4 protein-coding genes (1 of these 4 only partly in view) are annotated in these 23,372 nt (G+C 51.0%); 3 read left to right on the plus strand and 1 reads right to left on the minus strand.

Annotated elements, in window-relative coordinates; translation table 11 throughout:
- Positions 1–20,743 carry the 3' portion of a non-ribosomal peptide synthase/polyketide synthase gene (locus tag MKX46_RS02120; protein ID WP_341070825.1) on the plus strand. 21,440 nt of this gene lie to the left of the window's left edge, so the window shows 20,743 of its 42,183 coding nt (coding positions 21,441–42,183); its start codon lies beyond the left edge, outside the window; it ends in the stop codon at positions 20,741–20,743.
- A gap of 820 nt (positions 20,744–21,563) precedes the next feature.
- Here MKX46_RS02120 and MKX46_RS02125 read toward each other — a convergent pair.
- Complete coding sequence (locus MKX46_RS02125; protein ID WP_340885403.1) at positions 21,564–22,226, minus strand: YczE/YyaS/YitT family protein; 663 nt, start codon at positions 22,224–22,226, stop codon at positions 21,564–21,566.
- A gap of 114 nt (positions 22,227–22,340) precedes the next feature.
- Between MKX46_RS02125 and MKX46_RS02130 the strand changes: the two genes are divergently transcribed.
- Complete coding sequence (locus tag MKX46_RS02130; protein WP_029515334.1) at positions 22,341–22,793, plus strand: MarR family winged helix-turn-helix transcriptional regulator; 453 nt, start codon at positions 22,341–22,343, stop codon at positions 22,791–22,793.
- A gap of 26 nt (positions 22,794–22,819) precedes the next feature.
- Positions 22,820–23,338, plus strand: coding sequence for a GNAT family N-acetyltransferase (locus MKX46_RS02135; RefSeq protein ID WP_341070826.1), 519 nt, complete (start codon positions 22,820–22,822; stop codon positions 23,336–23,338).
- Positions 23,339–23,372: the final 34 nt, after the last annotated feature.

The raw sequence follows: 23,372 nt of genomic DNA on the forward strand, positions 1-23,372 counted from the left end.
TAAAATCGACCGCAAGGCACTGCCAGCACCGGAGGGCAGCTTGCAAAGCGGAGCGGATTATGTAGAGCCGCGCACAGCACTGGAGCAGACGTTAGTGTCCATTTGGCAGTCTGTATTAGGAGCAAAGAGAGTCGGCATTTTGGATAATTTCTTTGATCTGGGCGGCGATTCGATCAAGGCAATCCAGGTATCGTCCCGCTTGCTGCAAGCGGGCTACAAGCTGGAGATGAAGGATTTGTTCCAATATCCGTCCATTTCACTGCTGAGCAGTCATGTACACAAAGTTAGCCGCACAGCCGATCAGCGGGTGGTCTCGGGAGCAGTTAAATTGACCCCAATACAGCAATGGTTCTTTGGACAATCCTCAGCAGAGCCACATTATTTCAACCAATCGGTGATGCTGTATAGAGCACAAGGATTCGATGAAGCCGCATTGCATCAAACGGTGACCCAGGTGACGGAGCATCATGATGCATTGCGTATGGTCTTCCGTCAGACCGAACAGGGCTATGAAGCGTGGAATCGCGGTGTGAACGAAGGCGAGCTGTACAGTCTGGACGTTGTTGATTTGACAGGCGTCGAAGACACGGCAGAGGTGGCGATGGCGATTGAAACGAAAGCCAATGCCATCCAAAGCTCTATTCGTCTAGATGAAGGACCGCTGGTGAAGCTGGGACTTTTCCGCTGCATGGATGGAGATCATTTACTGATTGCGATCCACCATTTGGTCGTAGACGGGATTTCATGGCGGATTGTGTTTGAGGATTTTGCCACGGGGTATGAGCAGGCCGTGCGGGGAGAAGCGATTCGCTTGCCATATAAAACGGACTCTTTCTCTGCTTGGGCAGAGCAGTTGTCTCAATATGCGAACAGTCCGGCGATCGACAACGAACGCGAATATTGGCAGCATCTTGCCCAAATGGAAGTTGCATCGTTGCCTAAGGATCAAGAGAGAGCGGAGGGACAACATTCTCTAATCAGAGACACTGCGACGGTGAGCGTGGCTTGGAGCGAACAGGAAACCCGGCTACTGCTTCAGGAATCGCATCGTGCGTACAACACCGAGGTCAATGATCTGCTGTTAACTGCACTCGGCACCGCGTTATATAACTGGAGCGGTCAGGAGCGCGTACTGGTCAATCTGGAGGGCCATGGCCGGGAAGCCATTGTTCCAGATATCGACATCACACGTACCGTGGGCTGGTTTACGAGCCAATATCCGGTGCTGCTTGATGTGGATGGGAAGGCAGAAGTAGGGCAGCGAATCAAGCGGGTGAAGGAAGACCTGCGCCATGTACCGCATAAGGGCATTGGCTACGGCATTTTGAAATATATGTCTCAGCATGATGTCCATCCTTCCTTGACCTTGCAGCCTGAAATTAGCTTTAACTATTTGGGACAGTTTGATCAGGACTTGGAAAATGGGGATATCAGGCTGTCTTCGCATCCAGGTGGAGAGCCGATGAGTGATCATACCGTTCTGGAGCAGCCGCTGAATGTGAACGGCATGATTACAGCAGGCGGGCTGACACTGGACATTCGCTATGACAGTAAGGTATATCAACAGCAAAATGTAGAGAACTTTGCGCAGTTGCTGCAGGAAAGCCTGCAGGAAGTGATCGCGCATTGTGCCTCCCAAGAGCGGAGCGAACTAACCCCAAGCGATGTCTTGTTCAAAGGCTTGTCGTTGGAACAACTGGAGCAATTGACGGAGCAAACGGCTTCTGTGGGCGAACTGGAAAATGTGTATGCTCTTTCGCCGATGCAGAAGGGGATGCTGTTCCATAGTCTGATGGAGCCGGACTCAGGTGCATACTTCCAGCAAGCGTCGTTTGATCAAAAAGGCAGCTTTGATGTTGAAATTTTCCGCAAGAGTCTAGATGTACTGACACAGCGTCATGAAGCACTGCGGACGAATTTCCATCGATTTGAAACAGGACATGGTCCGGAGCCATTGCAAATCGTGTTCCGTCACAAAGATAGCGATCTGTCCTTCAAGGATATACGCGAAATGCAGGAAGCGGAGCAACAGGCGTATATCCAGACGTTTAAGCAGGAAGACCAGGCTAGAGGCTTTGATCTCGGTACGGATGCACTTATGCGCGTACAGGTATTGCAAACCGATGAAGAAACGTATCATTTGGTCTGGAGCTTCCATCACATTGTCATGGATGGCTGGTGCTTATCGCTCGTTACAGGCGAAGTGTTTGGTACGTACTTTGCGCTGCTGGAGCAGAAGCAGCCGGAGCTTGCTCCTGTCACATCATATGGTCAATATATTGAATGGCTGGAGCGTCAGGATGAACATGCGGCAAAAGAGTATTGGAGCAGCTATTTGGCGGGCTTTGAACAGCAGACGTTGTTGCCTGGATCGGATACTTCATCGAAAGACTACGTGGCGGACAGCAAGGATCATACGGTATCCACTACAGCAAGTGAAACCAGCGAATATATTTCTGAAAAAATAATGGTAGATCTGGACCCAGCATGGAGCGAAGCCATACACCGAATTGCGAAGCAGCAGCAGGTCACGATTAATACGCTGATGCAGAGCGTGTGGGGCCTTATTTTGCAGAAATATAACAACAATGAGGATGTTGTATTCGGCAGTGTGGTATCTGGACGTCCGACGGATATTGCGGGTGTAGAGCATATGATCGGTCTGTTCATTAATACGATCCCAGTGCGGATTCAAAGTGAACAGAATGCCACGTTTGTGGACATCATGCGCAAAACGCAGGAGCAGGCACTGGCCTCAGGAGCCTATGACAGCTTCCCGCTGTATGAAATTCAGGCGCTGACCGAGCAGAAGCAGCATCTGATTAACCACATTATGGTATTTGAGAATTATCCGGTTGAGGAGCAAGTCGAGCAGTTGGGTGAAGTTCGTCCATCCGCTTTTGAAATTACGAATGTAGAGGTTGTTGAGCAAACGAATTATGATCTGGACTTGATTGTGATGCCAGATGAGCTTTTCCGCATCATGTTCAGATATAACGCCAATGTATACGATCGGTCTACGATCGAGCGGATGCAGGGACATGTACTGCATGTCATCGAGCAAATCGTGAATAATCCGCATATCCGTGTGAATGAGCTGGAATTGGTGACACCGGAAGAGCAGGCGCAGATCGTTCAGGTCTGGGGGGATACGGCGGCAGCTTATCCGCAGGATCAAACGCTAAGCGCACTGTTCGAGCAGCAGGTAGCGAACACGCCGGAGCAAGTGGCGGTGTTGTGTGGAGCGGTATCGTTGACCTACGCGGAGCTGAACGAGCGAGCCAACCGTCTCGCACGCACCTTGCGTGCGCAAGGGGTTAAACCGGATCAGCCTGTGGGCATTCTGGTTCACCGTTCATTGGACATGATTGTAGGCATCTATGCGATTCTCAAGGCCGGCGGAGCCTATGTGCCGATTGATCCAGAATATCCGGCCGACCGCATCCGCTTCATGCTGGAGGATTCGGGAGCGAAGCTGGTGCTGACGCAATCGCATCTGGCGGAGCAAGCATCCTTGAGCTTCGACGGCAAGGTGCTGGTGCTGGATCGTCATGAGCAGGCTGGCCAAGACATTTACCACGAAGACGGCTCGAATCTGGAGCCACTGGCCGGGCCGCATCATGTAGCCTATGTCATCTATACGTCCGGCTCCACGGGAAAACCGAAGGGCGTTATGGTTGAGCACCATTCCGTTCTGAACCGGATTTTGTGGATGCATGATCGGTACGGCTTGAGTGCGGAAGATACGATTCTGCAAAAGACCGCCTTCACCTTCGACGTGTCGGTGTGGGAGCTGTTCTGGTGGTCGCTGGTCGGCTCGAAGGTGAGCCTGCTGTCCGTGGGCGGAGAAAAGAACCCGGAAGAGATCGTGGACACGATTGCCCGCGATGGCGTGAGCACGATGCACTTTGTACCTGCCATGCTGCATGCGTTCCTGGAGTATGTGGAGCAGCAGCCACGGGAAGTGATGCAAGTGAAACTGGCAACGCTGCGTCATGTCTTTGCCAGTGGTGAAGCGTTGCCGCCACAGCATGTGGCCCGGTTCCAGCGGCTCGTGTCGAGCCTGGCCGGAGCGAAGCTGGTCAACCTGTATGGACCAACCGAAGCGACGGTGGACGTATCGTACTTTGATTGCGAGCCGACGGAAGAATATGCAGTCATTCCGATCGGAAAACCGATTCAAAACATTCGCCTGTACATCGTGAAGGAAGGCACGGAGCAATTGCAGCCGATTGGGGTTGCAGGGGAGTTGTGCATCGGTGGTGTCGGTGTGGCACGTGGGTATCTGAACCGTCCGGAGCTGACGGCCGAGAAATTCGTAGCCGACCCGTTTGCCGGCGGGGAAGCAGGCTATGAACGGATGTACCGCACTGGCGATTTGGCAAGATGGATGCCGGACGGAAACATTGAATATCTGGGCCGGATCGACCATCAGGTGAAGATCCGCGGTTACCGGATTGAGCTGGGCGAGGTCGAAACGCAGCTGCTCCAAGTAGCGTCCGTGCGAGAAGCGGTTGTCATGGCGCGTGCAGACGAAACGGGACAAAAACACATGGTGGCGTACTATGTCGCCGGGCAAGAGCTAGGAGCCAGCGAGCTGAGAAGTGAGCTGGGCCGAGAGCTGCCAAGCTATATGGTGCCGTCCTACTTTGTACAACTGGAGCAAATGCCGCTGAGTCCCAATGGCAAAATTGACCGTAAGGCCCTGCCAGCACCGGAAGGCAGCCTGCAAAGCGGAGCCGATTATGTCGCACCGCGGACGTGGGTGGAAGTGAAGCTGGCGCAAATTTGGCAGGATGTGCTGGGCCTCACGCAGGTCGGCGTGAAGGAAAACTTCTTTGAGATTGGTGGACACTCGCTGCGGGCGACGACACTGGCCTCGAAGATTCACAAGGAGTTGAACAAGCCGCTTCCCCTGCGCAGTATTTTTGAAGCACCCACGATTGAACAACTGGCAGCCGTTCTGGAAGGTCTGGATCAAGTGGTGTACGCGTCCATTCCGGTAACAGAAGAACGCAGCTTCTACCCGTTATCTTCAGCACAAAAACGACTGTATGTACTGCATCAGTTTGATCCAAGTGATGTGAACTACAACATGCCGTCAGTGCTGCAAGTGAGCGGTCCGCTGGATGTGAAACGAGTAGAAGACGTGTTCCGTCAACTAATTGATCGTCATGCAACCTTGCGTACCCGCTTTGAGCTGGTAGACAATGAGCCGATGCAATGGATTGAGGATACCGTGCCATTCGAGGTGGAATATACGAAGGTACAGGTAGAGAGTACGACTACGGCTACGTACACGAGGATTAGCGAGGAAGCACAAGAACGGGTACGGCAGTTTATCCGTCCGTTTGATCTAAAAGCTGCACCGCTGCTGCGGGTAGGCTTGGTGGATCTGGGTGTCCAAGGAGTAGAGCAAGAATCCCAGCATTTACTCATGCTCGACATGCACCATATCGTTTCGGATGGCGTGTCGATGGAGGTACTGACCGATGAGTTTGTCCGCTTGTATGGCGGTGAAGAACTGTCGCCATTGCGGATTCAGTACAAAGACTATGCCGTATGGCATCAAAGCGAAACCCATCAGGAGTGGATGCAGCGTCAGGAAGCGTACTGGCTGGGCACCTTCCGGGGCGGAGTGCCTGTACTGGATCTGTCAACCGACTTTGCCCGTCCGGCGGTGCAGAGTACGGCAGGGGATACGATCGAATTTGCACTGGGGCGTGAGGTTAGTGAACGCCTGAAAGAACTGGCTTCGCAAACAGGCGCTACCCTATACATGGTGCTGCTGGCGGCGTACACTACGCTCTTGCACAAATACACGGGCCAAGAGGACATTGTCGTCGGCACGCCGATTGCAGGACGACCGCATGCGGAGCTCAGTAATCTGGTGGGTGTCTTCATTAACACGCTGGCGATTCGCAATTATCCGTCCAGCGACAAAACGTTTCTGGATTATCTGCAAGAGGTGAAGGAGCATGCGCTCAGTGCTTATGAGCATCAGAACTATCCTTTTGAAGAACTGGTTGAACAGCTGAATTTGACGAGAGATACGAGCCGAAATGCGCTGTTTGACACGATGTTTGAGTTGAAAACCTTGGAGCAACAGGAGTTACTGCTGGAAGGTTTGACCTTGAGCTCCTATCCACTGGAAAATCATACGGCCAAGTTTGATCTGACTTTAGATGCAGTGGAGCAGCCAGAAGGCATTCTGTGCAGTCTGGAATATAGCACGGCGTTGTACAAGCCTGAGACCATGACGCGATTGGCACAGCATTTTGCGGAAATCGTTCGAGCTATTGCATACCATCCACAACAGCCCCTGGCAACTTTGAATATGGTAACCGTTGAGGAAAAGGAGCAACTCATCTACGGTTTTGGAGAAGTGGGAGTAACGGATGGTGCCGCAGTTGAAGCAGGAGCCCTGTTCCATACCTATGTGGAAGAACAGGCACAGCTTGTACCAGATCATGTGGCGGTGGTGTACGAGGAGGAGCAGCTCACTTACCGGAAACTGAACGAGCGCGCGAACCAATTGGCGCGGAGATTGCGGAATGAAGGCGTTGGACGCGAGTCGATTGTCGGCATTTTGAGTGAACGCTCGGTAGACATGCTGGTCGGCGTACTGGCGGTGTGGAAGGCGGGAGGCGCCTATGTGCCGCTGGATGCAGACTATCCGTCTGAACGGATTCGTTTCATGCTGGAGGACAGTGGTGCGACGGTATTGTTGACCCAAATCGGCTTACAGGAGCAAGCACAGATATGGCTTGGGGAAAGCCGACAGGCCTTGGCCGGAGGGCAGACTGAGGGTGAGTTGGAAACAGCGGCTGGTGCTGAAACGATGGAAAGAGACAGCCTAAATGAAAACTTAGGCTCAAAATCAGATTCGAAGTCTGACAGCGAAGCAGCATCCGAACCGGCAACAGGGCTGCGTCTGCATACCGTATTGGCATTGGACGATGAGTCACTGTACACCGGAGATACGACAGACGTCGATCACATCAACGAACCGCACGATTTGGCGTATGTGATCTATACATCCGGGACAACCGGACGGCCGAAGGGCGTCATGATCGAGCATCACAGCTTGGTGAATACGGCTGCGGCGTATCGCAGGGATTATCGCCTGAACCAATTCCCAGTCCGACTGCTGCAACTGGCGAGCTTCTCTTTCGACGTATTCGTCGGGGATATCGCGCGGACGCTCTATAACGGCGGCACGATGGTCATTTGTCCGAAAGACGACCGGATTGATTTTAGCCGTCTGCACGGATGGATTCGCGATGTCCAGATTACCGTGTTCGAATCGACTCCGGCCCTGATCGTACCGTTTATGCAGCATGTGCATGAACAGGGGCTGGACATGAGCAGTCTGGAGCTGCTGATCACGAGCTCGGATAGTTGCAGCGTGACGGACTACCGAGTGCTGCAAGAGCGGTTTGGTGCGGATATCCGCATTATGAACAGCTACGGCGTCACCGAAGCGGCGATTGACTCCAGCTTCTACGACGAAGAGCTGTCGAAGCTGCCAAGCAGCGGCCATGTGCCGATTGGTCAGGCGTGGCTGAACGCACGCTTCTACATTGTGGACAGCCAGCTGAATCCGGTGCCGATCGGCGTACTGGGTGAGCTGTGCATTGGCGGAGCCGGGGTGGCACGAGGCTACCTGAATCGTGCAGACCTGACAGCCGAGAAATTCGTAGCGAATCCGTATGTACCAGGTGAACGGTTGTACCGTACAGGCGATTTGGCGCGATGGATGCCGGACGGCAATGTAGACTTTATCGGCCGGATGGATGATCAAGTCAAAATCCGGGGCTTCCGGATTGAACTGGGCGAGGTGGAAGCGCAGCTGCTGACCGTGGACGGCATTCAGAAAGCCATCGTCACCGCCTGGGAAAACGAAGACGGAGACAAGGATCTGTGTGCGTATGTCGTAGCCTCGGAGGCGCTGAATTTGCCGGATCTGCGCAGCACACTCCAGCCCAAACTGCCGGGCTATATGATCCCGACCTATGTCGTACAACTGGATCGTTTCCCGCTGACACCGAACGGAAAAATTGACCGCAAAGCGTTGCCTGCGCCAGAAGCGCGCCTCGAAGGAGGCACGGCGTACGTGGCACCGCGCACACCGCTGGAAGAGCAGTTGGTACGTATTTGGCAAAGTGTTCTGAATCATCCGCAGATCGGTATTAAGGACCATTTCTTTGAAGTCGGAGGACATTCTTTGCGCGCGACAACACTGATGGCGAAAATCCATCAGGAGCTGAATTACAAGCTGGCTCTGCGAGATATTTTCCAATATCCGACGATTGAACAATTGGTGCAGGTGATGGGTGAAGATCAGACCCAGCAAACGTATGTATCTATTCCTGTGGCGGAGGAGCGTGAATATTATCCTGTTTCCTCGGCGCAAAAACGGATGTACGTGCTGAGTCACCTGGAAGGTGGAGAGGTTAGCTACAACATGCCAGGAGCGTTGATTATCGAAGGTTCCTTGGATAAAATGCGACTGGAACAAGCCTTCCGCCAGCTGATTGCCCGTCATGAAGCCCTGCGAACCCGATTCGAGATGGTGGATGGTGAGGTGATTCAACGGATTGAATCGGGCGTCGCATTCAGCGTGGAGCATGTGCAGGCAAGCGAAGAAGAGACCCAGCAGTATGCCCAAGACTTTGTACGCGCATTTGATCTCGCACAAGCACCATTGCTGCGGGTTCAGCTGGTGGAAACCGGACCGGAGCGTCACGTCATGCTCTATGACATGCACCATATTATTTCGGATGGCGTCACGGAAGGAATTATCGTGCAGGAGTTCTCTCAATTGTATGAAGGCAAGGAACTGCCGCCACTGCGCATCCAGTACAAGGACTATGCGGTTTGGCAGCATGCAGATATGCAAAGTGAGCGGCTTCGTGAGCAGGAAAGCTACTGGCTGAACACGATGGCTGGTGACATTCCGGTGCTGGATATGCCTACGGATTTTGCAAGACCAGTCGTACAGCGTCTGGAAGGAGCGCGATTGGAATTTGCGATCAGCCTGGAGGACAGCGAACAGTTGAAACAGCTGTCCGCGCAAACCGGCTCCACCTTGTACATGGTATTGCTGGCCGCGTATAGCACGCTTTTGCATAAATATTCGGGACAGGAAGACATTATCGTCGGCACGCCGATTGCCGGAAGACCGCATGCGGAGCTGGAGGGCTTGGTAGGCGTATTCCTCAACACGCTGGCGATCCGCAATTATCCGTCTGGTGACAAAACGTTCCTAGATTACTTGCAAGAGGTCAAAGAGCATGCGCTCAGTGCTTACGAACATCAGGAATATCCTTTTGAAGAGCTGGTTGAAAAGCTGAATTTAACGCGGGATACGAGCCGGAATGCGCTGTTTGACACGATGTTTGAGTTGAAAACATTTGAGCAGCAGGAGTTCGAGCTGGAAGGTCTGACCTTTAAAACGTATCCGACAGACAATCATACGGCCAAATTTGATCTGACCTTGGATGCCGTGGAGCAGCCGGAAGGCATTCTGTGCAGTCTGGAATACAGCACGGCGCTGTACAAGCCTGAGACCATCGCGCGATTGGCACAGCATTTTACCGAACTTGTACGTGCGATTACTCTTCATCCGCAGCAGCCACTGGCAGCTTTGGATATGGTAACTGTCGAGGAGAAGGCACAAATCATCTACGGTTTTGGAGATGTGGGAGTATCGGATGTTACTGCTGAAGCAGGAGGCTTATTCCATACTTATGTGGAAGAACAGACCCAGCTTATACCAGATCATGTGGCGGTGGTGTACGAGGAACAACAACTGACGTACCGCACACTGAACGAGCGTGCGAACCAATTAGCCCGTAGACTGCGAAATGAAGGCATTGGACGCGAGTCGATTGTTGGCATTTTGAGTGAACGTTCGGTCGACATGCTGGTTGGCGTACTGGCGGTGTGGAAGGCAGGAGGCGCCTATGTGCCGCTGGATGCAGATTATCCGTCCGAACGTATTCGTTTCATGCTGGAGGACAGTGGTGCGACGGTACTGTTGACCCAAATCGGCTTGCAGGAGCGTGCACAGGCATGGCTCGAGGAAAGCCAACCTACATCCGAACCCGCAACAGGGCTGCGTCTGCACACCGTACTGGCACTGGACGATGAGTCGCTGTACACCGGAGATACCACAGACGTCAATCACATCAACGAACCGCAGGATCTGGCGTATGTGATCTACACCTCAGGGACAACGGGACGTCCGAAGGGCGTCATGATTGAGCATCGCAGCTTGGTGAATACGGCTGCGGCCTATCGCCGGGATTACCGTCTGAACCAGTTCCCGGTACGACTGCTGCAACTGGCGAGCTTCTCCTTCGACGTGTTCGTCGGTGATATCGCGCGGACGCTTTATAACGGCGGCACAATGGTTATCTGTCCGAAAGACGACCGCATTGATCCGAGCCGTCTGTATGGCTGGATTCGCGACTATCAGATTACCGTGTTCGAATCGACTCCAGCCCTGATCGTACCGTTTATGCAGCATGTATATGAGCAGGGACTGGACATGAGCAGTCTGGAATTGCTGATTACCAGCTCGGATAGCTGCAGCGTGACGGATTATCGGGTGCTGCAAGAACGATTTGGTGCGGATATCCGCATTATGAACAGCTACGGCGTCACGGAAGCGGCGATCGACTCCAGCTTCTACGACGAAGAACTGTTGAAGCTGCCGGACAGTGGCAGTGTACCGATTGGACAGGCATGGCTGAACGCACGCTTCTACATCGTGGACAGCCAGCTGAATCCGGTGCCGATCGGCGTACTGGGCGAGTTGTGCATCGGTGGAATTGGGGTAGCACGGGGATACCTGAACCGTGCGGACCTGACGGCCGAGAAATTCGTAGCCAATCCGTTCGTGCCAGGTGAACGATTATACCGCACAGGTGACTTGGCGCGATGGATGCCGGACGGCAATGTGGACTTTATCGGCCGGATGGACTATCAAGTGAAAATCCGGGGCTATCGGATCGAGCTGGGCGAGATCGAAACGGCGATCCAGCGGGTGCCGGGTGTACGTCAAGCGGTAGTCATCGACCGGACGGATGAGCGTGGACACAAGTACTTGTGCGGATACATCACAGGAGAAGCTGAGCTGCGGATCGAGGAGGTACAGGCCGAACTGGAAGCCGGACTGCCAGCGCACATGGTGCCTGCACGTTTGATGCGACTGGAGACGATCCCGCTGACGAGCAACGGTAAAATCGACCGTAAGGCCTTGCCGGAACCGGAAGGAAGCATCCATACGGGTGCAGCCTATGTGGCACCGCGTACCACGGTGGAGCAAGTACTGGCTGCGGTATGGGCCGGGGTGCTCGGCGTGGAAGCGGTAGGTGCGCAGGATAACTTCTTTGAGCTGGGTGGCGATTCGATTAAGGCCTTGCAAGTATCCTCCCGATTGCTGCAAGCAGGTTATCGACTGGAGATGAAAGACCTGTTCAGTCATCCAACCGTGTCTGCCTTGGCACTGAAAGTTCAATCGGTGACCCGATTGGCGGATCAGAGCGAAGTGGTGGGCGCTGTGAAGCTGACACCTGTTCAACACTGGTTCTTTGAGCAAAACCTGACGGATGCTCATCATCATAACCAGTCCATCATGCTGCATAGCAAGGATGGTTTTGATGAACCGGCCCTGCGCACGGCGATGGATCAAATCGTTAGCCATCACGACACACTGCGTATCATTTTCCGTCCTACGGAGCACGGATATGAAGCTTGGAACCGTGCGGTTGGGGAGGGCGAGCTGTATACGCTGGAACGTATAGACCTCAGCCATGAGACTGAGGTGTCAGCGGCGATCGAGGCTAAAGTGAATGAAATTCAGGCGGGTATTCAGTTAAGCGAAGGACCGCTGGTGAAACTGGGGCTGTTCCATTGCCCAGATGGTGATCATTTGCTGATGGCGATTCATCACTTGGTGGTGGATACCGTATCTTGGCGCATTTTGTTCGAGGATATTACAACCGCCTACGAGCAGGCATTGAACGGACAAACGGCTCGCCTTCCGCACAAAACGGATTCGTTCCGCACCTGGGCGGATGGGCAGTCTCAATATGCGAATAGTCCGGCTATGGCAGCAGAACTTGCATTCTGGAAGGAAATGGAACATGGCGTATATCAGCCGCTTCCAAAAGACGAGTCCCCTTCTCATTCCTTGAATAGGGACAGCGAGAACATGACAGTTACGTGGACAGCTCAGGAAACGGAGCAGTTGTTAAAACAGGCGCATCGTGCCTACAACACGGAGATGAATGATTTGCTGCTTACCGCATTGGGACTGACGATTCATCGCTGGGCGGGCCTGGAACGAGTGCTCGTGAGCCTGGAAGGCCATGGGCGGGAATCCATTCTGCCAGAACTGGATATTACGCGCACCGTGGGCTGGTTTACGACCCAATTCCCGGTGGTGCTGGATATGAGCGTGGGGCAAGACCTTTCACAGCGCATCAAACAGGTGAAAGAAGGACTCCGCCGCATTCCGCAAAAGGGCATTGGCTACGGGATGTTGAGATACCTGTCCGCAGCATGTGAGCCAGAGCGTTTTGTGACCGAACCTGAAATCAGCTTTAACTATTTGGGACAATTTGATCAAGATATGCAAAGTCAGTCCTTTGGCGTATCTCCTTACTCTAGCGGTGCAGAGCTTAGCGCCCATGCAGCCAGAACGCACACGCTGGATATGAACGGACTGATTTCGGAAGGCAAGCTTCAATTGACAATCAGCTACAGCAAGCAGGAATATCGCCATGAAACGATGGAGCAGTTAGCTGAACAGTTCAGAACCAGCTTGCAGGAAATCATTACGCATTGCACAGGCCGCAAACAGCAAGAACTGACGCCAAGCGATGTCATGCTTAAACATGTAACGATGGCCGAGCTGGATCAATTGGTAGAACGGACTCGTGACATCGGGGAACTGGAAAATGTCTATGCGTTGACGCCGATGCAAAAAGGCATGTTGTTCCATAGTCTGATGGATGCAGCATCCGGGGCTTATTTTGAACAAACGACCTTTGATTTGCACGGACGTTTCCAAGCGGATATTTTCCAGGATAGCTTGAATCATTTGGCGCAGCGGCATGAGATCTTTAGAGCTAATTTCATCAGCGGTTGGCAGGATGAGCCTGTGCAGGTGATTTTCCGCCGCAAGGAGGTTGGTTTCAGATGTGAAGATTTGCGTCATCTGAATGAGCAGGAACGTGACGCGTATGTGCAGGAATTTATTCGCCAGGACAAGGCAGCCGGATTCGATTTGTCCCGGGATGCGTTGATGCGCGTGGCGATTTTACGAACAGGTGATGAGGATTATTATTTTGTGTGGAGCTCTCATCACATCTTGATGGATGGCTGGTGTGTGGCGTTAGTCACGGATGAGGTGTTTGAGGCTTATTTTGCAGCCGTGGAGCATAGACAGCCGAAGCTTGCCCCCGTGACTCCATACAGTCAGTATATTGAGTGGCTTGAAGCACAGGATGAAGAAGCAGCAGCTTCCTACTGGAAGGATTATTTGCTCGGCTATGATCAGCAAACTTCGATTCCGACCGGAAAAGTAGGCGTGAAAGCGGGCGATGCACAATTTGAGCATATCCTGTGCGATCTGGGCAAGGACTTGACCGGACGTATGGAAATGGTGGCCAAGCAGCACCACGTGACCCCGAATACATTGCTGCAAACCGCCTGGGGCTTACTGCTTCAAAAGTACAACGGTAGTGACGACGCTGTTTTTGGCGGTGTAGTGTCGGGTCGTCCAGCGGATATTTCGGGGATTGAAAATATGGTGGGCTTGTTCATTAACACCATTCCAATACGTATCCGCAGTGGGGCTGAGGACACCTTTGCCGACCTGATCAGAACGAATCAGAAACAGGCGCTGACTTCTCAAGATTATGAAACGTATCCGCTGTATGAAATTCAAGCCTTGACCGAGCAAAAGCAAGACCTGATCAACCACATTATCGTGTTTGAAAACTATCCGGTGGAGGAGCAGGTCGAGCAACTTGGCGAAGGGGCAGCGTCGGACTTTGAAATTCGCAATGCCGGCATGATTGAACAAACCAACTATGATTTCAATCTGGTTGTCATGCCGCAGGAAGCGATGAAAATCCGATTTGAATACAATGCGAAGTTATATGATCGTGAAGCCGTGAAGCGGACTCAGGGCCATCTGATACAGCTATTGGAGCAGGTGGTAGCGAAGCCGGACACTCGGGTGCAGGAGCTGGATATGGTAAGTACGCAGGAGCGCGAGCAAATTCTCCGCGTATGGGGCAATACAGCCGCCGAGTATCCGAGCGAGCAAACGATCCATGGCCTGTTCGAGACACAAACGGCACACACACCGGAACAGCCAGCATTGTTCTTTGAAGGAGAACAGCTGACCTATCGCGAGCTGAATGAACGTGCGAATCGTCTGGCGCGCACCTTGCGTAGTCAAGGTGTGACGAAGGATCGTTTGGTGGGACTGATGACCGAGCGTTCGGTAGACTTGATCGTGGGGATCTTAGGCATTTTGAAAGCTGGGGGCGCATATGTCCCCATCGATCCGACGTATCCGGAGGAGCGTATCCGCTACATGCTGGACGACTCGGGAGTAGAGCTGTTGTTAACGCAAAGCCATCTGGTGGACAAAGTAGCTTTTGATGGTCAGGTACTGGTGCTGAATGGAGCACAAAGTGTGTATCACGAGGATGGTTCCAACCTGGAGCCGTTGTCCGGTCCGAACGATCTAACGTATGTCATTTATACGTCAGGTACGACGGGGCAGCCGAAGGGTGTCATGGTAGAGCATCGTAATGTCGTACGTTTGGTGAAAAATACAAACTACGCGCAGTTGGATGCTGACACGCGCATTTTGCAGACAGGGGCTATTGTTTTCGACGCATCCACCTTCGAAATTTGGGGCGCTCTATTAAACGGTGGACAGCTGGTGCTAGTGAGTCAGGATATCATTTTGGACGTGCTCAAGCTTAAGGAAGCAGTGCGCAGTCACGGTATTACCACGATGTTTCTGACCACACCGCTCTTTAACCAGTTGTCTCAGCAGGATTTGGCGCTGTTCGAGGGGATACGGGAACTGCTGGTCGGCGGTGATGTGATGTCCGTACCACATATGAACCGGGTGCTGGAGGCCCATCCGTCCCTTCGAATCAGTAACATCTATGGCCCGACTGAAAATACGACTTTTTCCACAGTGCATGCGATCACCGGTGTGCAATCGGAATCGGTGCCAATTGGTAGACCGATCCATAATTCAACAGCGTACGTCGTGGACCGTTCGATGCGGCTTCAACCCGTCGGGGTATGGGGTGAACTGCTGGTAGGCGGTGACGGGGTGGCACGTGGATACCGCAACCGTCCGGACCTGACATCCGAAAAGTTCATTGATAGCCCGTTCCGCAGCGGAGAACGCTGCTATCGCACAGGTGACACGGTACGCTTAAATGTGGACGGTACGCTTGAATATAAGGGGCGGATCGATGCGCAGGTGAAAATTCGGGGCTACCGGATCGAACTGGGCGAGGTAGAAACGCAGCTGTTGAAGCTGGAGGCAGTGCGAGAAGCTGTGGTCATCGCACGGGAAGATGAGCAAGGGCAGAAGCAGCTCTGCGCTTATGTGGTCGCCGATGAGGAAGTTGTCGCAAGTGAGCTACGCAGCGATTTGAGCCAGAAGCTGCCGGGTTACATGATCCCTTCCTATCTGGTACAGCTGGAACAAATGCCGCTGACACCGAACGGTAAAATCGACCGCAAGGCTCTACCAGCACCAGAAGACAGCCTGCAAAGCGTAGCCGACTATGTCGCACCGCGGACGTGGGTGGAAGTGAAGTTGGCGCAAATCTGGCAGGATGTGCTGGGCCTGGCGCAGGTCGGCGTGAAGGAAAACTTCTTCGAGATTGGTGGACATTCACTGCGGGCGACGACGCTCGCCTCGAGGATTCACAAGGAGCTGAACAAGCCGCTTCCATTGCGCAGTATTTTTGAAGCACCAACGATTGAGCAATTGGCAGTCGTACTGGAATATCTGGATCAAGTAACATATGCGTCCATTCCAGTAACGGAAGAACGCAACTTCTACCCGTTATCGTCGGCGCAAAAACGACTGTATGTGCTGCATCAGTTCGACCCGTATGATGTGAACTACAACATGCCGTCGGTGCTGCAAGTGAGCGGACCCCTGGATGTGAAGCGGGTAGAAAACGCGTTCCATCAATTAATCGCCCGTCATGCGACCTTGCGTACCCGCTTTGCACTAGTGGACAGTGAGCCAATGCAATGGATTGAGGACACTGTGCCGTTTGAATTGGAATATACAAAGGTACAGGCAGAAGCTGCGACTATGGGTACAGACCAGGACACAACCACGGATGCGGACACGATGGTCAGCCAGGAAGTACAAGAACGGGTGCGGCAGTTTGTACGACCGTTCGATCTGCAAGCTGCTCCGCTGCTGCGAGTAGGCTTGGTAGATTTGGGCGTACAAGGAACCGAGCAGGAACCGCAGCATTTACTCATGCTCGATATGCACCACATCGTTTCGGATGGCGTGTCCATGGGTGTACTGACCGATGAATTTGTCCGCTTGTACGACGGTGAAGAGCTATTACCATTGCGGATACAATACAAGGATTATGCGGTATGGCAGCAAAGCGAAGCCCATCAAGAGTGGATGCAACGTCAGGAAGCGTACTGGCTGGGCACCTTCCAGGGTGAGCTGCCAGTGCTGGATGTACCTACGGACTTTGCCCGTCCGGCGGTGCGAAGTACGGCAGGCGATACGGTGGTGTTCGGATTGGAACGTGAAGTCAGCGAACGGCTGAAAGAACTGGCGGCGTACACAGGCTCCACGCTGTATATGGTGCTGCTGGCAGCGTACACTGCACTCCTACACCAATACAGCGGGCAAGAAGATATCGTAGTCGGCACACCAATTGCCGGACGACCGCATGCCGATCTGGAGCCGATGATTGGGATGTTCGTCGGAACGCTGGCATTGCGGAACTATCCGACGTCAGAGCAAAGCTTCCGAAGCTATGTGGAGGATGTGAAGACGCGTGCCCTGCAAGCTTACGAGCACCAGGACTATCCGTTTGAGGAGCTAGTGGAAAAGCTGAACGTGAAGCGGGATATGAGCCGCCATCCGCTGTTCGATACGATGTTTACGCTGCAAACGACTGAGGAAGGCGAACTGCAACTGGCAAACCTGAGCTTCCGTCCATACGGCCTGGAACAAACGCCAGTCAAGTTTGATTTGATGATGGAAGCTAGAGAGGAAGAGGCAGGCATCCAGTTTGGATTGCAGTATGCAACTGCGTTGTACGAGCGCGAAACGGTAGAACGGATGACGCGTCACTTTGTTCGCTTGGTCGAAGCCGTGGCGGCGAATCCGGATGCGAAGCTGGGAGAGCTGGAGTTGATTACGGCGGAAGAAACCGAGCAGATTCTGAAGGTGTTCAATGATCCGAATGCACATAGCGTGCGTTGTGCTGAACACAGACAGGTGCAAGGCCATTCGCTCAGCGAACGCTTTGAAGAGCAAGCTGAGCGCAACCCTGAGCGGATAGCCGTTGTGTCTGGGGCCACCGCGCTGACCTACACTGAGCTAAATGAGCGTGCGAACCAATTGGCTCGTGTGTTACGAGCGGAAGGGGTCGAAGCAGATCAACCGGTGGGCGTATTGCTGGAACGTTCTGCGGATATTCTGGTGAGCATTCTGGGGGTACTGAAGGCCGGAGGCGCGTATGTGCCGATGGATACGATGTATCCACAGGAGCGCATCGACTACATGCTCCAAAACAGTGGGGCCAAGGTCGTGATTACAAGTAGAGTTGCCAACCTGTCGCTCAGCTTGCCATCCACAGTTCGAGCTGTAGTCTTGGATGACGAGGACGCTCAAGCTCAACTGGGAGCACAGGATGCGAGCAACCTGATCCCTATCGCCGGCCCGCATAACCTGGCCTATATGATTTATACGTCAGGCACCACCGGTCAGCCGAAAGGGGTCATGATTGAGCAGAGCAGTGTTAGCAATCTGGTAGATGCTTTATGGAAACGAGTATACAGTCGTTACGAACAGCCGCTTCATGTCGCATGGCTGTCAGCATTTGTATTTGACGCTTCGGTGAAGCAAATCTTTGCCAGCTTGCTGTTAGGCCACACCCTGCATGTGGTGTCCCGTGACGTCAGTCTGAGCGGAGAGCATTTGATCGCCTACTACCGCACACACCGGATTGATTTGTCGGACGGCACACCTGCGCATCTGCATATTTTGAATGAAAGTGTCAGTGTGACGGAAGCACCGGAAGTGAAGCATTACCTGATCGGTGGCGAAGCATTATCCGTGCAGCTGGTACATGTGTTCCTACACAAATGGGCCGGGTATCGTCCGGTGATTACGAACGTGTACGGTCCGACCGAAACGACGGTAGATGCGACCGCTTATACGATTGAAGATATGGAGTCCCTGAACGCACTGCTGGAAAAAGGGGAGCATACGGTATCTATCGGAACGCCGATCGCGAACCAGTCGGTGTACATCCTGAACAGCCAGCAACAGCTGGTACCGATCGGTATCGCAGGTGAACTCTATATCGGGGGTGCAGGTGTCGGACGAGGATACCTGAATCTGCCAGAGCTGACGGCAGAGAAGTTTGTCCTGAATCCGTTCGCTGTTGCGGCAGCAACCGATCAAGCGGACAGCACTTACGCACACCGAATGTACCGAACGGGCGACCTGGCCCGGTGGTTGCCAGACGGCAGCATTGAGTATTTGGGCCGGATTGACCACCAAGTGAAAATCCGGGGGTACCGGATCGAGCTGGGTGAGGTGGAAGCGCAGCTGCTGACCGTGGACGGCATTCAGAAAGCCATCGTCACAGCATGGGAAAACGAAGATGGACACAAGGATCTGTGTGCCTATATCATAGCTTCAGCGTCCCTGAGTTTGCCGGAGCTACGGAATGCGCTGCAGCCGAAGCTGCCCGATTACATGATCCCGACGTATGTGGTACAACTGGATCGTTTCCCGCTGACACCGAACGGGAAAATCGACCGCAAGGCGCTGCCGGCGCCGGAAGCACGCCTCGAAGGAGGCCTGGAGTACGTTGCACCGCGGACGCCGCTGGAAGCCAAGCTAGCCCAAATCTGGCAGGATGTTTTGAAGCTGTCCAGCGTAGGAGTCACCGACTCATTCTTTGACGTGGGTGGGCACTCCCTGCGGGCAACGACGCTGGTGGCCAAAATCCATCAGGAACTGGACAGCCGGATTACGCTGCGTGAGGTGTTCCAACACTTTACGATTGAGCAGCAAGCCCAGCTCATAGCTACGCACGGCACAGACACCTATACGGTGATCCCTGCGGCGGCGCAACAGGCATACTACCCGGTTTCCTCGGCTCAAAAACGACTGTACATTTTGAGCCATCTGGAAGGTGGGGATCTCAGCTACAATATGCCGGGTGTATTAACCGTGGAGGGACCGCTTCAGGCCGATCGGCTGGAGGATGCGTTCCGTCAGTTAATAGCCCGCCATGAAACGTTGCGGACTTCCTTTGAAATGGTGGAAGGCGAGGTCGTTCAGCGGGTGTATGATCAAGTGGAGTTTGCAGTAGAGCACTTGCAGGTTAGGGAGTCTGAAGCCGAAGCCTATATCGAGTCCTTTGTACGCAGCTTTGATCTTCGCCAGGCACCACTGCTGCGTGTCCGTCTTATTCAAACCGGACCAGAGCGTCACCTCCTGATGTACGACATGCATCATATTATTTCAGACGGTGTATCGTCGAACAATATCGTGCAGGAGCTGGTACAACTGTACGAAGGGCAGGAATTGGAGCCGCTGCAAATTCAGTACAAGGACTACGCCGTGTGGCAGCAGCAGGAGATGCAGCGTGAGTCATACCAACGCCGGGAACACTTCTGGCTGGAGCATTTAGCCGGAGAATTGCCGGTACTGGATTTGCCAATTGCTTATCCTAGACCTGCTGTTCGCAGCTTCGAGGGTGCGATGTATGAATTTACAGTGGACGCGAATGTATCCGAGCAACTGCACCGAATTGCGACACAAACCGGAAGTACACTGTACATGGTGCTGTTGAGCGCCTACACCGTTCTGCTGTCCAAATACAGCGGTCAGGACGATTTGATCATCGGTACGCCGGTAGCAGGCCGCTTGTTGCCTGAACTGGAGCCACTGATCGGAATGTTCGTCAACACGCTAGCCATCCGGCATCAGCCGAGGGGCAACCAAACGTTCCACAGCTACTTGCAGGAAGCCAGAGATCGTACGCTGCAAGCCTTCGAGCATCAGGATTATCCACTGGAAGAGTTGGTGGAAAAGCTGGATGTAACACGGGATGCAAGCCGTAACCCGTTATTCGACACCATGTTTGTACTGGAAAACACAGAGTCGCCGGAAGCGCAGCTTGAAACGTTGTCCTTCAGCCCGTATGTTCGGGAGCATCGTATTTCCAAATTCGATTTGACTTTGTCTATGAGTGATGAAGATGGGGAGATGAAGGGTTCGTTTGAATATTGCACGAAGCTATTTGGGGCTGACGCTATTGAGAGATTAACCAGAGATTTGATAGCGATCCTGTCCCAGATTGGAATCGATCCAGATTTGCTGTTAAGCGATATTCAGGTGAACTCGGACGAGCAGCCGGAAGGCTTCTCACCGGATTCCATCGACTTTGTTTTCTAAAATGCAATGATTTCACTTTGCGTGTGCAGAGGGTGGCGGCTTGTCCGACTGCCCTTGCCTGCAAAGTATTCTTTTTCCGACACAATGATCATCTACTAACATTAAAAAAATAGCAAAAACAATTCCATTTGAAAATTTAAGTATTATAAAACAATTCGTCGAGTTTAGGTTGATTATGCACATTATATATTAGGGGAAGAGTATAAGATGGATTAGCTCCATTTTATGCTCCGAATTGTTTAGATTATTTAAAAGGTACCACTTTGAATAAGCTCAATGAACTCTAACAAAAGAAGACCCGCGTTTCAATAACGCGGGTCTTCTTTTGTTAGAAATTGCTGGTTTGATTCATATGCAGTTTAAAGACCAATTTGATTAAACCATCATTTTAATTACGATAATTCCAATCAATGCAAGAATTAAGCCGAATATCTCTTGACGACTCATTTTTTCTTTTAGATAGAATTGAGACACGTTCTAAAAGTGTCCCTTCATTTTTTTGATTTTTTGTTTTGCTCATTAAAAGTTACATCTGTTGAAGAAGGAACTTGTCTAATCTTAATTACAAAGGCTATAAAACAAGATGGCCAGTATGCCCCATTGCCAGTCTTGATACTGTCCTACTTGCAGATCTCGCTTGTATCTAACGACGCTAAGAGAGGATAATGATGCAGAATCCGACTAGCTGCACTAAAACGGCGTCTCTTCCCAAAACAAAGCAGCTAGGCAGGATAACAAGCACAGGCGTTAGTCCCGAAAAAATGCTATGACTGAAGCTCGACCAAGAGAAACTTAAGATCGAAACAAAGAGATATGAGCATCAAGCTTCAGTCTCAACTTGGATATTACATCTTTTATCTTTCTCATGATTTGGTGATGTAGCAGAGTGTGTTAATATGCGGTCAAGTATTTTTTTAGTAAATGGCATAAAGTAATTGAGTATTAGCCCCCCTAAACAAACGGTTAACAAGGTTCCAATGCCAATGGGTCCGTTTAAAAGGACTGCTATGATCAAGAATATAAGGTAGATGAATGTTCTCGAAAAAAATAGATTTGTTTTAGTTAATTCCTTTATGATTAATGTTAATCGATCAACTGGAATGGGTGCAAAATTTGTCTGTAAATATGTTGCAGTTCCTAATCCTACAACAACTAAACCAATTCCAAAACAAACAACTTTGCTGTACCATAGTTCAGGTGTTATCAAATTGTGCAGTAAAAAAAGCCACATATCAATACCAATACCCGTTATAAATGCTGTTAACAACCCCAAAACTTCTGGTGTTTGTCTTTTTAAAAGCGAATTACAACCTATCAATATTATAGCTATTATGATTTCCCAACTTCCCACAGTAAGCCCCACATTTATAGACAGTCCTACTAAAAGTGCATCAAAAGGTGAAGCCCCAAGGTCTGATTGTATAGTGAACGAAATTCCAAGGGATAATATAAAAATTCCTAATACGAAAAAAATATATTTCAATTTACTCGACCTCTTTAATATATTTTTTTGTTGCAAATGCAATAAAAATAAGGTAAATTCAATATATATCATTTTTATTGCATTTGCAACAAAACAGGGGTAAAGGAGTACATTATGAAGGAAGTACTTCGTGAAATTGGAATGATCGCAAGAGCATTAGATTCTATAAGCAATATCGAATTTAAAGAATATGACCTTACAAAAGGACAATATTTATACCTTGTACGAATATGTGAAAACCCAGGAATCATTCAAGAAAAGTTAGCCGAGATGATAAAAGTAGATCGAACAACCGCATCTCGTGCTATAAAAAAACTTGTTATTAACGGATTTATTGAAAAGGAAGAGGATCAGCATAACAAAAAAATTAATAAACTCTTTCCAACAGAAAAAGGGAATAAAGTCTATCCTTTTATAAAAAGAGAACATGATTATTCGGATAATGTTGCATTAGCGGGATTTTCGGAAAGTGAAGTAAACACCATTTTTAATCTTCTTCAAAGAGTAAGAAAAAATATAGGTGATGAATGGGAATTTGTAAAAAAGGGGAACAAGAGAAATTACTGATTTATATGAAAGGGCGATAATTTAAAGTGACTGTAAAAATAATAAAGTGCAGCCGTGAAGATCTACAAATACTCCAAGAAATAAGTATTGAAACATTCAACGATACTTTTAAGGATCAGAATTCACCTGAAAATATGAATGCCTATCTGGAAAAAGCATTTAATTTTAAACAGTTGGAGGAGGAATTGTCCAACGACTCTTCAGAATTCTTTTTCATCTATTTCAATGAAGAACTTGCTGGATATTTAAAGGTAAATATGAACAATGCCCAATCCGAAAAAATGGGTAATGAGTCGCTCGAAATTGAGAGGGTTTATATAAAAAACAGTTCTCAAAAACATGGGCTTGGTAAATATCTGCTAAATAAAGCTATGGAAATTGCAATGGAACATAATAAAAAGAAAATCTGGCTTGGTGTATGGGAAAAAAATGAAAACGCCATTGCTTTTTATAAGAAAATGGGGTTTGTTCAAACTGGCGCACACTCTTTTTATATGGGTGATGAAGAACAAATTGATTTCATAATGACCAAAACAATGATATAAGTTTAGGGAGATATACGAATTTTTATTGATTTTA

The organism is Paenibacillus sp. FSL P4-0113 (assembly GCF_038009305.1).
Classification (GTDB): Bacteria; Bacillota; Bacilli; order Paenibacillales; family Paenibacillaceae; genus Paenibacillus; species Paenibacillus polymyxa_D.

Bases quoted from the DNA above. Each gene is read 5' to 3' on its own strand.
- MKX46_RS02130 (WP_029515334.1), top strand. From the start codon at position 22,341: ATGAAGGAAGTACTTCGTGAAATTGGAATGATCGCAAGAGCATTAGAT.